Annotated in this window: 12 protein-coding genes, 1 pseudogene and 2 CRISPR repeat arrays; of the genes and pseudogenes, 3 read left to right on the top strand and 10 right to left on the bottom strand. The window is 37.7% G+C overall.

The features are described 5' to 3' along the window. Nucleotide 1: 1 nt before the first annotated feature. From V6668_RS30675 to V6668_RS32255, 3 genes are all read right to left on the bottom strand, one after another. Nucleotides 2-931: a hypothetical protein gene (locus V6668_RS30675; RefSeq protein ID WP_338709146.1), complete on the bottom strand. Its 930-nt coding sequence runs from the start codon at nt 929-931 to the stop codon at nt 2-4. Next, on the bottom strand, nt 924-1070 hold the full coding sequence (locus V6668_RS30670) for a hypothetical protein (RefSeq protein ID WP_176872963.1): 147 nt from the start codon (nt 1068-1070) through the stop codon (nt 924-926). The genes V6668_RS30675 and V6668_RS30670 overlap by 8 nt, the downstream gene beginning before the upstream one ends. A gap of 518 nt (nt 1071-1588) precedes the next feature. Further along, nucleotides 1589-1726, bottom strand: coding sequence for a transposase (locus tag V6668_RS32255; protein WP_422395300.1), 138 nt, complete (start codon nt 1724-1726; stop codon nt 1589-1591). Between the two features lie 461 nt (nt 1727-2187). Between V6668_RS32255 and V6668_RS30665 the strand changes: the two genes are divergently transcribed. After that, nucleotides 2188-2799 (top strand): hypothetical protein, encoded by a 612-nt coding sequence (locus V6668_RS30665; RefSeq protein WP_338709145.1) that lies wholly within the window; start codon nt 2188-2190, stop codon nt 2797-2799. 669 nt (nt 2800-3468) lie between these two features. Further along, nucleotides 3469-4450: a CRISPR direct-repeat array (repeat unit 33 nt; unit sequence ATTTCAATCCACGCACTCCATACAGAGTGCGAC). 857 nt (nt 4451-5307) lie between these two features. Here the strand turns inward: V6668_RS30665 and V6668_RS30660 are convergent. After that, nucleotides 5308-5664 carry a hypothetical protein gene (locus tag V6668_RS30660; protein WP_101314303.1) on the bottom strand — a complete coding sequence of 119 codons (357 nt, stop codon included), beginning with the start codon at nt 5662-5664 and terminating at the stop codon, nt 5308-5310. A 342-nt stretch (nt 5665-6006) separates the two neighbouring features. Here V6668_RS30660 and V6668_RS30655 point away from each other — a divergent pair, with 342 nt between their 5' ends. Then, nucleotides 6007-6216 (top strand): helix-turn-helix domain-containing protein, encoded by a 210-nt coding sequence (locus V6668_RS30655; protein WP_091036871.1) that lies wholly within the window; start codon nt 6007-6009, stop codon nt 6214-6216. A 765-nt stretch (nt 6217-6981) separates the two neighbouring features. Here the strand turns inward: V6668_RS30655 and V6668_RS30650 are convergent. Next, complete coding sequence (locus tag V6668_RS30650) at nt 6982-8001, bottom strand: DUF3298 and DUF4163 domain-containing protein (RefSeq protein WP_338709144.1); 1020 nt, start codon at nt 7999-8001, stop codon at nt 6982-6984. Between the two features lie 470 nt (nt 8002-8471). Continuing rightward, complete coding sequence (locus V6668_RS30645) at nt 8472-8660, bottom strand: hypothetical protein (RefSeq protein WP_338709143.1); 189 nt, start codon at nt 8658-8660, stop codon at nt 8472-8474. Between the two features lie 219 nt (nt 8661-8879). On the opposite strand from V6668_RS30645, the gene V6668_RS30640 reads away from it, so the two are divergent. Next, nucleotides 8880-9044, top strand: coding sequence for a hypothetical protein (locus tag V6668_RS30640; RefSeq protein ID WP_338709142.1), 165 nt, complete (start codon nt 8880-8882; stop codon nt 9042-9044). 735 nt (nt 9045-9779) lie between these two features. On the opposite strand, the gene V6668_RS30635 is transcribed toward V6668_RS30640, so the two are convergent. The 4 genes and pseudogenes from V6668_RS30635 to V6668_RS30620 form a co-directional block, all read right to left on the bottom strand. Further along, nucleotides 9780-10178, bottom strand: a complete 399-nt coding sequence (locus tag V6668_RS30635; protein ID WP_149847030.1) for a PIN domain-containing protein — start codon at nt 10176-10178, stop codon at nt 9780-9782. 2 nt (nt 10179-10180) lie between these two features. Beyond that, nucleotides 10181-10441 (bottom strand): AbrB/MazE/SpoVT family DNA-binding domain-containing protein, encoded by a 261-nt coding sequence (locus tag V6668_RS30630; protein ID WP_091036854.1) that lies wholly within the window; start codon nt 10439-10441, stop codon nt 10181-10183. Between the two features lie 271 nt (nt 10442-10712). Beyond that, nucleotides 10713-11756: direct repeats of the CRISPR family, unit length 33 nt; unit sequence ATTTCAATCCACGCACTCCATACAGAGTGCGAC. Nucleotides 11757-11938: 182 nt separating this feature from the next. Further along, nucleotides 11939-12228: pseudogene (cas2, locus tag V6668_RS30625) on the bottom strand (CRISPR-associated endonuclease Cas2). Nucleotides 12229-12959: 731 nt separating this feature from the next. Then, complete coding sequence (locus V6668_RS30620) at nt 12960-13781, bottom strand: hypothetical protein (protein ID WP_101314306.1); 822 nt, start codon at nt 13779-13781, stop codon at nt 12960-12962. Nucleotides 13782-14952: the final 1171 nt, after the last annotated feature.

Below are 14952 nucleotides of genomic sequence, written 5' to 3'. Positions count from 1 at the left end.
CTCAGCCTATACGATATTGTTCAATTTTCTCACGTTGTTTCGTTACGATACGTCTGTAATTAGAAACAGCTTCTCGTTCTTTTTCATGCTTTTCATTAGTCAGCAAATTTGTTAGTACAGGAGTATTATAAATTCTAGAAGATATAACGAAGAAAAATAAAGCATTCTTCACAAATTTATAGTGTTTCTGGTACCGGCTAGTAGCTAATAATCCTGGATCAGTTACTGTGGTTACAGACAGTTCTTGATTGGCAATCAGTTGATTTTTTAAAGTCTCACATTGTAAGAAGGCCTGAATCAGCTCCAGTTCTGGCATGACTTTTGACTCAATCGTGTCACTAATGGACTCAACACTTTTTTGATACATATCTATTATTTGAATATCTTCTTCTACAAATCGCAATTTCAATTTACTATTTTCCAACATCTGATTACCCTCAATTGTGAATTCCTCGATTCGTTGAGCCGTCTTTTTATTCTTATTTCTTGTTTCAACAGTTACACCCAACATAGTTTTGAAGAATGTCTTTGCGAAAACATCACCCTTGCTCCAATCAATCTTCTCAATATAATCATCGATCGCTTCAAATTTCTTATGAGGTAGTTCAATCTGATTTTGCTGTTCCTCTGCTGTAAAATCTTTGACCGAATTGATATTACCAAATTGGGAAAGAAACATACCTAAATAAGCAACATTTCGTTTGATCTTAGTTTCCCGAACCTTGTTGAGTTCTTCAATGCGATTATTGAATCGATTGACTGTTCTATTTATTTTTTCAATCAAGAGACTGATATCGCTTCTATATATATCGTATAATCGTTTTAATCGATCAACTTGTTCTCTCCGCTCTTTTTCTCCCGTCATGCCTTGAACTAGGTCTGCTGAACGATCAAGTACATTACTAGCAAACTGTTTCATTTTATTAATCATTGTCTTTATCCTCCGTATTGTAATACACAAAATCGGTATGTATCTTACGATCCTTACATGCTGTAATGATACCGTCTTCAACTAAAAACTCGAATCGCTCATCCTTACAAATGACAAATCGCTTCGTCAGGCCTTCCATTCGAAATACACCTGCTTTCGACGTATACGTGTGATTAATTTTAATCCGAGACCTAGATTTACGTATGTAAAGGACATATGCTAATGCAACCGAAAGTAAAACTACAGAAACAAATCCGTATACCATCTATATTCACTTCCTTATGATTTTGTTGGAAATATTCTAGTTCTTTATAACTACTAGAGTAAACTTTACAACATTTTTTTTCATTTGAATACTATGATTTAACATGTTTTGAAGACGGTTACTATCACTGTTCACAACAAACAATTATGAATATTTCATTGTTAAAAGAGAATTTTTTTATTCATCATGCAAATTGTACTTCCTTTGTTAGCTGAGCAGCTAAACCGTTCTGAAGCATAATATTATAGAGCCCGTATCCATAAGTTTTAAATTTTCCTGTCCTTCAATGGTTCGGCTGGTTTGTTAATTTCTATTTAGATGGTTATCCGAAATGACGTAAGCCTCTTTCTTGCCGTAGTAAGTTCTTTTCCTCCGAAGAACTGTCTGAAGTCCTAATATTCGTCCATGATTCGCTGTACACACTTGTGGCTCATATGGATGGCGTAGGTGCGCTTCAGCCAGATTTTCACTCTGCGGTATCCATATATACCTTTGAACCTCTCGTAGCATTCGACGATTTTAAGTCTCATCCCTCGCCTTTGAGTTGCTTCGGCGATATGTTCGTTCGTCGGTTTAATCACTTCTAGATACTCTAACCAGGTTGCATAGTAGACTAAGGTTGTAATTCTTATGAAGCAATTCCTTAATCACTTCAAACTTTTTGCTGCTCGGTGAACCAAGGCATCGTCAATCCCCATTTCACGCGCTCAACTCTTATATCCAACCCCTTTTGAGATAGAGGTCAACTGTCTTTTTCTTAAACTTCTTATCGTACGTTTTTCTCATTTCGTCCAATACAACATTGATCAAGCCCAGAGGCGACATAATATTATAAAACTGATTGTTCTTGATTCAATAGAGTTGAATAACATTGCATAAATTACAATTCTCACTAATTATGACATTACACAATTCTTTTGAATTTCATAAATATAAAATTAATAATCATAAGTTCCGATATAGATATTACAAATCAGAGGGCGGTGTGTACATGTTTGAAAGCTTAAAAGAAAATTGGTTCACTTTCTCGGTTTCCACTCTTTCACCTTTAGTCATTATTTCAGGTATACTCCTATTGTTAGCTAATAAGCATGAACGAAAATTGTTAACTCCACGAAAGACTCTTTATCGGAAAATAATTAAAATTTTAATTTTATCTAGTCTTGGAGCAACCTTGGCCTCAGGCTGCATCTTACTGATAGCTTCAATATTAAATAGAGATGATATTATATTTAAAATTTCTGATCTAGTGCTCTACTTTGTGATCTATTTAGTAGTTATGCCTATTACTATCAATTGGGCAGAAAAAAAAGAAATAATATACCACTGGATTTATCTCGAGAAATACCAGTATACCCCTTTACTAATATATAAAGTTACTTTTAATAACAGATTGCTACTCTCATCTATAGCATCCCCTAATGACAAACTTGATAAAGGATTTATTATTATTGAAGACATCTCAATTCTTGACAATGAAAAAATTCACTTTATTGGACCGAAAAAAAAGAACATTTTCTCTGTATATCGTCCAAAAATAGAGGATTTAATTGCAGCCATTGAAAAAAACTCTCCAAAAACAAACAGAGACGAAGATCAGTAAAGGCCTTCGTCTCTGTTTGAAATGTAATTTCTCAGTAGTAGATAAGGCAAAACTCACTTTCTCATCCCTGAAGTTATAAAGTTCAATTTATTGGATCTGATTTACTCACAGTAGCTTAGGAAATTGAAAACTATAGTTAAGGTGACCTAAAGTCAGAGCACAATTTTTCCCAACACTGTTGGTTACATCAAAAGTGAATAAAAGTCCTGTACAAAGGCTCTTTATAAGTTAAGAGTTCTTTTCATAACTCTTCATCTGATTACGTTACGTCTCCGTATCCATAATGAAACATCTCTTCTTTATAAAGCTCTAAAGCATAATCCATGAACTTCTGATACAAGTTACTTACTTCATCAGATGCTTCGGAAAATTTTTGTTGGATTGCTCTAGGTACTATATAAGTTACGTTCACTAGGTAGGTTTATTTGTAAGTAGGATAGTTTATTCTGGTCAAGATTGTTGTGTCTTCGAAATAGTAATCGTCTTGATACCTATACCTACTAACCGAATAATATTGTCACTACCGCATGCATATGCATACTCCCTCACTTCTATTTCATAATGTTCCATCTTATTCGCAAATGGATAACTCCCTTTACTCTATTTTATCTATTGCACTCACACAGAGTGCGACCTCAAGCAGCCGAGTATAGTAGAATTATTGGAATTATTTCAATCCACACACTCCATACAGAGTGCGACATAAGGCCATTTTCGACGTGGACTATCTCAGAATATTTCAATCCACGCACTCCATACAGAGTGCGACGAAGCCATGGCTGAACTAAACAAGATTAAGTTCGAATTTCAATCCGCGCACTCCATACAGAGTGCGACTTGGCGTAAAGTCGCTGACTGCGAATGACTTCGAGGATTTCAATCCACGCACTCCATACAGAGTGCGACGAGGTAGACCAGTATTTAATGTGCCGTGTTACACAATTTCAATCCACGCACTCCATACAGAGTGCGACCATACACCGGGGAAGTTCAAGGATACTGGGCGTATATTTCAATCCACGCACTCCATACAGAGTGCGACTATGAAGGAGGGCGACATGCATGAACCCCGATAATTTCAATCCACGCACTCCATACAGAGTGCGACTTTGTTTAACCGTGTAACGACTTGGCAAATGAAGTATTTCAATCCACGCACTCCATACAGAGTGCGACGATGGCGCATTCAAGAACTATAATGATCGCTATGAATTTCAATCCACGCACTCCATACAGAGTGCGACAAATGCTTTGGTTTGCAAAACAAAAATTGGTTGAGATTTCAATCCACGCACTCCATACAGAGTGCGACGTGATGTGCTTGTGGATGATATGTACTACAACTTGGAATTTCAATCCACGCACTCCATACAGAGTGCGACGCGGCGATCAAAGCCCGTTTCATGCCGATCCTTAAATTTCAATCCACGCACTCCATACAGAGTGCGACTGGAATCCAGGTCAATTCTAGGAGGTAACCCATGATTTCAATCCACGCACTCCATACAGAGTGCGACTTATCAAAGGAGATGTTATTGTGGCGCGAGGCGATTTCAATCCACGCACTCCATACAGAGTGCGACGACACAGCCTTCAACATCTGGTTACAGCACTACAGATTTCAATCCACGCACTCCATACAGAGTGCGACAGCGAAAAACAACGTAATCCCCCTATTTAATGAGAAGATATATACGTCTTTTCGCTATTACAACTTCTTTATAACCATTACTCAAATCACTTTAACATGAAATCGTTACCAAAAGGTCACAAACCAGACGTTTTCGACAATTTTCGAGGTGCGAATCTCCTAGGAAAATCATGTGAGCTTGGCATTCGCACCAGTTAAAGTATTAATGGATCACCCATTCCAGTTCGAATCTGAGTCGTCCAAACTGGCAGCTTCCAGTAAACATTCAAACACCAATTTTTGTACTCGCTATCTGTAATCTACACTCTTTTTACCAGTTTGATAGCCCAATGTCTCTCATGCTTACAACATACCGAAATAAGCAATCATTACACCTACTTCCAGAGCATCGAAGTATATTATCCTTATTCACACGAATTGTCTTTCCAACAATAAAGCTTGGGTATGTGGTTCAAGACCCCAAGGAATTTTTGCATTTACATGTGAATGCATTAATCGTCTCCTGGCACTTCATTTAGGATGTGACAGCAGAAAGTGTAGTATAGACGTTTCTCAAAAGATATTTTTAACATTATTTAGTCTTTTATTAAATGATAATAAATTCATATTAATACAGATAATCTATTTAACTCAAGAAATATGTTGCCAAAGGAGCGCTACAAGCTTAATCGAAATTTTTCGATGTGCGGATCTCCTAGAGATTTTTTATGTGAGCTTTACGTTCATACCATTAAAGTAGCGCTTTTTATAGGTCTAATCTTTGTTGATTTAGAGCTTTCATTTTCATAAAATAACATTTTAAAAAATATCCAATTTATTTGATCTCATTCTATATGGTACTAATATGACCATCGTATCTAATTTTTTTGAAATCGATCAAGCCTCAAATTCATATCAACGCGTTCTGGGGTCCACAATAAGACTTCCGTGAGAAAAGTCAAAGCATCCATGCCACACAATCTATTCATGATTGACTCTATCAGTTCTTTTATATTTCCTTGTGTGTGTTCGGCGAGAACTATCCCTCCGCTATCTCCATTAATATATAAGTGTTCTACATGCGCAACTTTATGCACATGGCGTAGCCATAGCGATCCTTCGTCAAGGAAAAAGATATAACTTTCATTCATAACATAGCCTTGATAAATATCAAAATCCTGGCCGTCATCTAAAGGACCTACCACTATAGAAGCTAATTCAATAAGGTTTGACATACTCAGGAACACCTCTTTTCATTAAATCGTCATAAACTCTCTTATCTCTTTTAACTTATCAGAGATGTACAATTACATGCTTTTCCTTGCAACCTCACAATCTTCATTGATACTTAAACTAAAATCATATTTCATGCATAGTAACTCTTCATCTGAGGTATCGCCTCCATACCAAAAACATTTAATACGTTTTATAAAATAAAAAGTTCGATTTATTATACATATAGTACAACAAATCAAACTTTTGTTCAATAATTATTCGTACAAAAAGTTCGCCTTCTTGTATTTATAGTCCATATTCAATAAAATACACGTATATACATGCTTTCTTGGAGGTTAATGATGGCATTAAAACCTAGCTATAAACCAATGGAAATAACTCTGATCAAAAAGGACAAAACTAAAACTTATCTGCGTACTCAACTAGGTATTTCTCCTTCTACACTAGCCAAAATGTCTAATGGAGAGTTCGTTGCGTTAAGTGTAATCGCACGAATTTGCGAAGAGCTTCAATGCCGAATAGAAGAGGTCGTTGAATTTATAGAGGAGTAGATAAAGAGGATATCTCAAAGCTATACGATGCGAGACTATACTTTTTTAGTGAATCTGAAAAAAGGTGTTTTTTTGGGGGGATTTACTTTATAGAGATTAACTTTCCTACATTTCACATTGATCTACGAGATTTACAAACACAAACCGGTTCTACTTTCCAATAAAATAATTTTATGTTCATGTTGCAAGAGTTCCTATAATTGCTTTTTGAATAATTATTGATAAAAGAACCTCTCTTAATTCTATTTAAGATTCAATCTTCCTCTAGTATTAAATCCCCCCAATTGGGCAATAGTTTTTAATAAAATGAAACAACTTGTGCGGAAATGAAGTTCAAGCGATCACCTCCTTTCAGCAGATGACATCACTCACCAAAAATCGGACAAAAATATAAATTGTACCCACATACAGATACTCCGGCGAGTGTCTTTTATTTTCCCCAGCCGCCCGGATTACAAATACAATGCCCCCCCAACTTTTATAAATGTTATCCTTATTCGATTCGAAAAATAGAAGTCTTTCTATCTCCTTGCAAAAATGGCCAGTGTATTTCATCTTACACATACATACAAAGTGCAATACAGCCCCTGAAGGATTTCAATCAAACAGCCCAACCGAGCGTAATCGGAGCAGTGGTTAGGTTACCTCTCCCTGCAACTTAGAAAACGCGGAAACTTGTGCGACCGCCAGGGCTATACGGTTATGCTGTTTACTGGAATTGAATTCTTAACGGATGAAAAAAGCACCCAGAAGGGTGCCTACGATTTATAACGATTCAGCAAACGTTAAAAGTTTTGAAGGTAAAATCCCATTAGTGAGATACGTATTTGATGTTACATATCCAAAAACTTCTCCTTTATAAACGAGCACTGGCGGAGTAGAAGTGTACTCGTTAAACGCGCTCTCTGATGAATATGAACTCCCGTAATTTCCGTAACTGTTCCATATGCTTAATCTGTTGTACTGGCTTCCGTAGGTTCCGTATTCATTGAAGATAGATTCTCTGTCATAAGTGTTGGTTGATAAGGTTCCTAAGAAAGTTTTGAGGTCGTTTGAGTATACGTGTATATCAGATGCTAACACTCCGGAAACCTGAGTAATCTGTGGCTTTTGCGGTTTTACTGGTGCTGTGTTTTGTCCGTTTACGATAATATCATAAGGGATGTATACATCTACAAAACCCTCTGAAAATGGAGCCACCTCATACGGATTGAATCTTAATGTGAATCCTTTGTCATTATAGAAAAACGTCCCCTTTTGGATGTCTATAATCGTATCTGTGTACAAAATTGATCCAGGGTTAGCTTGACTTCTTTTTTCAAGAATTGATTGGAGGTACACATTCGCTCTTACTATTTTTGTTCTGCTGTCTAAGAAGTCTTTCATGTATATTCTATTACCATTGCTGGAATTGAAGTTGAAAGATTCTACCCATTGCATGTCATGTATACCTCCGGTATAGACGTAAGAATAATAAACAACAGACAAGGCACCTTGTTTGTTGTAAGCGGTTTGGACACTCGTCTTGTAATAGTAATCTTGGTTTTGCTTGATATCACTACTATTAGCTACAGAAGCAGCATTAACAGCATGAGCTTTTAATGCTTTGTTCATCTTAGATGCAGCATTCTTGTTTGGGTGGTTTACAACTTGTACATATGGTTGTCCCTTATAACTGTAAGATTTCAAGGTGACTTTACCATTGGCTGCTGAAGCTGTGCTGGACGGAAAAACGATGAATAACGAAAACAACACTACTAGTATAGATAATAAATACTTTCTCATTTCTATTCTCCTCGGTTAACTCCACATCGGCTGCGGTAATGGTAACTTCATACAGAGTGCGACCCATCGTTTACAAAACCCTTAGTGATGATGTTGATATTTCAATCCACGTACTCCATACGGAGTAAGACCATCTGCCATTACCTCACCACACTTTCTCTAAATATCTCAACCCACACACTCTATACAGAGTGCAACTAATAATCAAGGGATTCCTTGTCCCGCCCCTTAAATTGCATATTGTGGAGCTGCTGTTTGGGTAGGTGATTTCAATCCACGCACTCATAGGGAGTGTTACCAGATCCAGCTCTTTCTGTAGCTTACCGCTGCTGTCATTTCATCCATGGCAGGTAGCGGGGGTAGCTTAAACCTCCAAATAGAAGCATTCCCCAGTCGAACGTTGGTTGGGGGGACCTGCTAGATTCATCGAACAAAACGTATGTACTGAATCTAATAATCTTCAGTCATCTTCAGGTCAATAGTATGTTTGCAATTGGGACATTTCTTTGTTGCAGTATATGTTTTTTTTGATTTAAATCGAGAAGGGATAACAGCTGGACTAATAAATTTGGTAGTGAAATCAGAGCAAGTAACAAAGTGATTGTACTCATTGCGGCGGTATCAATTAATGCTTTTTGATCTTGAAGCATTCCAGCCATAAAAAAACCTAGGACTATGACAAACATTACAACAAAGCATATGTACAGTAATCCCCAACTAATCTTTGTCCATTTCCACACTGTTTTTATTTTCATTTTTTCACCTCAATATCTATTACGTCTAATGAGATTAGAAGATTCAATATTTGATGCTCAGACGAGGCATATCTTACGTCGACTGTCTTATCGCCGACAGCTGAAAATAAAGGAGCTGATGAAATGGCCATCTCACAGAAGGTAATTCAACTGATCGATCAGAAGCTTGCACCGTTGATCCGGACCGGCTGCCGCATCCATCAGATCATTATGGTATTTGCTGCAGCTAAGGAATTAGTGAAACAAGGATCGGTCCAGACGGGTTACGGCATTCCAAGTAGAGCCTAGTAATTTTGTTCCGCGTGGCAAGTCATAGCTTATCGAAGATCAATATCGGGGACTCACATGGGTAAGGTAATTCAAACAATGGAGCATGCTCTACACGCTTTGGAGGAATATATTGAGACTTTTCGGTTATACCGACAGATCGGTTTCATTCGGCGAAAGGCAGCAGTCATGCAGGCATATGTATATAGAGAGCATCACTCTACTAATGCAATCAATCAGTAAGCAAACGGAGAATATCGCTATACAGAATGTGAATAGAGAAAGTATAATTTTTATAGCAGGAAGAAGACAATTGCTCTTGCAGCCATGGGAATAATTAGGGAAAAGGAGTAACTGTAGAGGGTGAATCAGACGAGATTGCAAACAATTCGTTCGCTTTCTTCTTATCGTCCCTTATAAAGCTTTATAGATAGTGACACAGTAAAACATAGACATCGTTAGGTTAGAAATAATTCGGGAAGCAGTTGATCAAACGATTCCATGTACTTCAGGCACCAAACTTTTGGCGAGTGGTAGTTGTAAATAACGTTTTTTATTGCTGCTGAAATTATTTGGTAGCACTCCTTACAGATTTCGACCAAAACGCATTCTGGTATTGGAAACTTGCTAAACAGTTCCAATCCACGCCCTCCATAAAGTGCAACTTAGAATACTTGTACCATCATTCTTTACCTGTAATATTAATGCTTCTGCTGGTTCCACTTACCTTAGGTCCCCGCATATAACCCCAAACATTTAAAATTGATCTGGCTTGTAATACTCGCACCCAAGCTTCTTAAAATCACCGTCCCATGTTACGACTGGCATGTTAATTGTTTTTGACTTTGCGCTAAGATAACAGTCCACAATGTCAACGTTACCCTTTTCCACAAACAGCCTTAACGCATCTTTCATGTAAACTTCCTCAAAGATAATGTTATCAATTTGCGATAGATTAAGCAGGGCATTTCCTACATCAACATTAGGATGCTTGTAATGTGATTTCAGTACCCAACATGTTTCGATAATTACTGGTGATGAAACCATCATCTGAATATCTCCGCTATCTAGCATTTCAGAAACTTTTTCAATCTGCTCCTTATCGTCTTGAGTGAACAATCTTACTAATATGTTTGTATCAGCCAAAAAATCCATTGCTATTCCCCTTTTTTGTAACTGACTCCCACCATGTCTATCACTGACTTCCTAGCTTCCTGAAGATCATGTTCTTGACCCGTCTTTAAGATCCCTACAAGATCAGTTAACTTTTTCTGTTTCCTAACTTCTAATTTTGCTTCCCCATTTTGGATAATCACAATGATTTTGTCGCCTGTAGCTATACCCAGTTGTTTCCTTACCTCAACTGGAATTGTAACCTGTCCTTTTGAAGTTACCTTACCTGATTCATACACACTCATACACTACTACCTCCTACTTTATTACCTATGTTATAATGTATTACTTTAATATTCAAGTATTACTTTTCATATCAGGTAATATACATTCCAAGTAAAGTTATTTGAAATTGCATTTCTAATGCTTAGTGATTTCAGCGTCAGCATGTAAGCCCAGAGCTGTTTTACATGTTCATGTGTCCTATAACTTTCTCACTCACAAGTAGGTATTCACCGTTCCAATGTACTTCTTCAATGTGAGTTATTTCCTATTATACTGGTCATTATGGACAATATTTCAATCCACACACTCCATACGGAGTGCGACGGTGCTCAGAAGACTCGTGAGTACTACAGCGAGATTTCAATCCACGCACCCCATACAGAATGCGACTATTCGTAGACGCGACAATTTAGCACCATCACGATTTCAACCCACGTAATCCATACGGAGTGCGACCCGTTTAGCGTCTTGAGTGGCGGCGTCATGTACTGATTTCAATCCACGCACTCCATACAGAGTGCGACGAGTAGGTGAGACGGGTGACCGACTCTCGCAGGAAATTTCAATCCACGCACTCCATACAGAGTGCGACAGGCTTGCCCGGAAGGTCTACAATATGCTAAAGATTTCAATCCACGCACTCCATACAGAGTGCGACACCTCGAAGAGTGCTGCTTGAGCAAAGGCGTAAGGATTTCAATCCACGCACTCCATACAGAGTGCGACGCTGGAGCGATGTTGGGGGCATTTGCCATGTATAATTTCAATCCAAGCACTCCATACAGAGTGCGACCCATAGCTTCAGCATTCATTGCCCGTCACTTCGGAATTTCAATCCACGCACTCCATACAGAGTGCGACTCTGGTACGGTCTCCGGCTTGCGGTCTTTACGAGAATTTCAATCCACGCACTCCATACAGAGTGCGACGTAGAGTAATCAAACTGCACAACCCAATCAGATTATTTCAATCCACGCACTCCATACAGAGTGCGACCAAAAACCCAGACCTGCGGGAACTGCGCGCTAAGAATTTCAATCCACGCACTCCATACAGAGTGCGACTTCATACGCAACCCACAGGGCAAGACGTGGGATGTATTTCAATCCACGCACTCCATACAGAGTGCGACTAAAAAGGGCGCATATGTTACCGAATTGCGGATATTTCTATCCACGCACTCCATACAGAGTGCGACGTACTCGCGCCGCTCCTAAAGAAAAACAAGTTGGAGATTTCAATCCACGCACTCCATACAGAGTGCGACTAAATTCTGTTAAATCTTCACCATCAAACAAATTCATTTCAATCCACGCACTCCATACAGAGTGCGACAGCGAAAAGTGACGTAAAAACTAGTTTTCAAGGATAGCTATTAACGTATTTTCGATATTTCTACTACTTTAAAACTCTTATGACATAAAATCATTGCCAAAAGGTCACAAAAAAGACCTTTTCGACATATTTCGTGGTGCGAATCCCCCAGGGAAACCATGTGAGCTTGGCATTCGCACCTGCTAGAGTATTAATAGATCATCGATATCATAAGAATCTTTGGCTCCAACCCGTTGGACTTTACTTTTGTACTTATCACCTAAGTTATAGAATCGAAGACTATCTGAATCCTTATCAATCAATTCTTCCAGTTCAAATCTTAATCGTCTAAACTGGGTAACGTCCATATACATTCAAATACGGAATTCTGTACACGTTGTCCGTGATCTACACACTTCTTTGCCACTTTAGATAGCCGTCTTCTGCCCTCACTATCTATCGTGTTTACATCGTACTTAATCAAAATAAGCAATCATTGCACCTACTTCCACATACTCATCGATGTCCCCCGCGTATATATCTGGCAAATAATAATGGCTGAATAGGAGCAGCTAATTACGGAAGTTGTTTTTAGCCACTTGAAATCCCGGGAAGCCCCAATAGATAAAGGAAGGCCTACTCCAATTACCATTTATTTCCTTATTCCACACATATCGATTGATTATCATTTTGTATTCTTTAAAGGACATAAATGCAGCAGTATTTTTATCAAAAGTGTTCATTAATCTATTCGCTGTTTACGGAACCATCTAATGACTTCAAGTTATGTCTGCAAGCGATTAAATAATTTGTTTATCCTTGGTTTATAAAATAAGCCACTTAGAGTGAGGATATGTTCATTGTGGAATTTCTTTGGTATTGCATGTCCTTCCATTTTAACATATCACTAGTAGAGGTGGCATACGAGTACTGAAGTATCCATACATACAGCCCACATATAAAATAAAAAAGCGCCGAAGGCGCATAATAAATGAGTGAAGTCACGAGTTTTATAGTCATTTAGAGAGATTACGTAGAGAAAATTACTTCCTTGCCTTTGAAAGACCTACTACTAAGCTAATGATAATTGCGCTGAATAAGTTTAACATATGATCGATTTCATCCCACGATTTATGTCGTATTAACATATTGAATCCAATAAATACTAAGCTGCAGAGTATGAAGAATCCTAAGAAGTTTTGAAGGAAAATTTTTAAATTCATTTTAATCCGCCACATACCCGTTCAAAAATTTTGTTGCGGTTGTACGATTTAATTCATTCGTACGGGATGAATCACTATAAAAAATAGTATCCCATTTAGATCCGACAATGACAGTTGTAGCGACCAAGGATTTTTTTTCTGCATACCGCCGTTTATAATATACAAGTGGATATTGATCTTGAACAATGGTAAGAGCCATAGTACCTATAACTGATGTCGCCACTGCAGCGGAAGGGTTTGCAGCGGTTGCTAGCCCAATAAGTAATGCCGTCACGGCAGTGACAGTATATCTTTCTATTTTGCTGCTACCATTCGTCCAGGAACCATAGTACCACGCAGATACTGCACCTCCCATATAGCTATCAAAAGGGGTAATCAAATCACCTCTATCAGGACGCACAGGAATATTTGGGATAGTTGAGAGGTCAGTTGTATCGACACCAAAATTTTGTGTTTCTGTTTCAATTACTCCATTCTCATTAGTAGTAACTTGGAAAAGAGAATTTTGGGTATCGATAATAGCAGTTTGAATTGCATGCTCAACAAATTCCCCTTCAGCGTTCTTCACATATATTGTACTATTAACCTCAGTAAAATCCTTATTAGCTCTTTCTTCAACTTTATACGTATCTCCATTACTTTCGTACGTATATACAAGATATGCGTCTCCCGGCTTTCCTTCTAAGAAAATAAAGTCTTGTTTTTCTTGTGAAAGTTGACTAACGCTAGCTTCTAATGCATTTGGAGCTGCAAGCATCACCGTAGGAACAACAACTTCAAGGCACAGTGCGATGGATAATGCAGCTGTAATTAATTTTTTCACAGATAGAATCTCCCTTCGACTTTCAAGTGTTTAGTTGATAAACACTCTCTAAATGACTATATTTTCTATTTTATAACATTAAATATGCATAATTGTATTTATTGTGTAAACTTAATGTTAATTATAGATTTTAATTCCAATTGATACTTACGATAAAAAACGGACAGATGAATGCATACCATTTTTCGTGTACTTTGAGAGCTTAGGACTCTATTCCAACTGTTCCGCTGCCTCATACTCCATTTTTTATCCTTGTTCTCCAAAATAATTCTCAGTGATTTCCCAGTATGGATCAGTTCCCTATGGGTCAGTGCTTGAGTTCAATGACAAGCGATTAGCTTGTGTAGCTTAATGAATTAGCCAAATAACGATTAGTTAATCGCCTATCATTAATAGAAGCATATTGTTATCCGGTACGATAATGGGATTAAGTTCTTGTCCATAACAATGTCAAATCAGCACAGAGTACGACCTCGCATATGTTTTCACACCTTGATACAAAAGCACATTCAATTCTCCCTAAGTGGTTATTAACGAGCTCGTTTTATCCATTTGAGAAGGGATTACTGTTCCAGTGGGCTTCCTTCCGAGCGTTGGATCTGCTCTCTTGTTCATAATCCATGCTTTAGCCTGTTGGTCGCTCAAAAGAGATTCCCTACCTATACTTAGATATTTATCTAAACGGATATACGCACATGTTCTTTTCTATTTCGGAAAACGGATACAAGTTTTTTTGTTCTCAACTACAAGTTACAGTACAATATTGCGCTGCTTTAAGATCTAGCCGCTGGTATTAAGGCTCTCACCGCTTCATCTGTTCTATAACCATGATAACATTACCTGTATGCTTAGAAAAAAGAACCTCGTAAGGCATACTACATGCGTTTATCTCGGTTTCTAAATATGAGGAGTATTTGAGTGAAAGACACTGAATCACCACCATTAGTAACAGCTTGGCAATCATCATTCAGTAGGCAGCTATACTTATCTTTAATATTAATTTTTTCCTATGATCAAATTGCTTTAACATTTTTTCTCTTTTTGCTTAGTTCTCTCTAAAGATTTGCTCTTGATCATTATGAGGCTCTTTCTAAAATTTCTTCAGGTAAAAATTTTATTTGTTTTCATTAGATACTAGCCTCCACATATCGAGTTTCAAGTAACATCATTT

This window comes from Paenibacillus amylolyticus, from assembly GCF_036894225.1.
Lineage (GTDB): Bacteria > Bacillota > Bacilli > Paenibacillales > Paenibacillaceae > Paenibacillus > Paenibacillus amylolyticus.
Note: the sequence above shows the minus strand (reverse complement) of the source record. Positions and strands in the feature narration are given on the sequence as shown.

Excerpts from the sequence above, each read along its gene's own strand:
- V6668_RS30675 (WP_338709146.1), bottom strand. The coding sequence starts at position 931 with ATGATTAATAAAATGAAACAGTTTGCTAGTAATGTACTTGATCGTTCA.
- V6668_RS30670 (WP_176872963.1), bottom strand. The coding sequence starts at position 1,070 with ATGGAAGGCCTGACGAAGCGATTTGTCATTTGTAAGGATGAGCGATTC.
- V6668_RS32255 (WP_422395300.1), bottom strand. The coding sequence starts at position 1,726 with ATGAGACTTAAAATCGTCGAATGCTACGAGAGGTTCAAAGGTATATAT.
- V6668_RS30665 (WP_338709145.1), top strand. The coding sequence starts at position 2,188 with ATGTTTGAAAGCTTAAAAGAAAATTGGTTCACTTTCTCGGTTTCCACT.
- V6668_RS30660 (WP_101314303.1), bottom strand. The coding sequence starts at position 5,664 with ATGTCAAACCTTATTGAATTAGCTTCTATAGTGGTAGGTCCTTTAGAT.
- V6668_RS30655 (WP_091036871.1), top strand. The coding sequence starts at position 6,007 with ATGGCATTAAAACCTAGCTATAAACCAATGGAAATAACTCTGATCAAA.
- V6668_RS30650 (WP_338709144.1), bottom strand. The coding sequence starts at position 8,001 with ATGAGAAAGTATTTATTATCTATACTAGTAGTGTTGTTTTCGTTATTC.
- V6668_RS30645 (WP_338709143.1), bottom strand. The coding sequence starts at position 8,660 with ATGGCTGGAATGCTTCAAGATCAAAAAGCATTAATTGATACCGCCGCA.
- V6668_RS30640 (WP_338709142.1), top strand. The coding sequence starts at position 8,880 with ATGGCCATCTCACAGAAGGTAATTCAACTGATCGATCAGAAGCTTGCA.
- V6668_RS30635 (WP_149847030.1), bottom strand. The coding sequence starts at position 10,178 with ATGGATTTTTTGGCTGATACAAACATATTAGTAAGATTGTTCACTCAA.
- V6668_RS30630 (WP_091036854.1), bottom strand. The coding sequence starts at position 10,441 with ATGAGTGTGTATGAATCAGGTAAGGTAACTTCAAAAGGACAGGTTACA.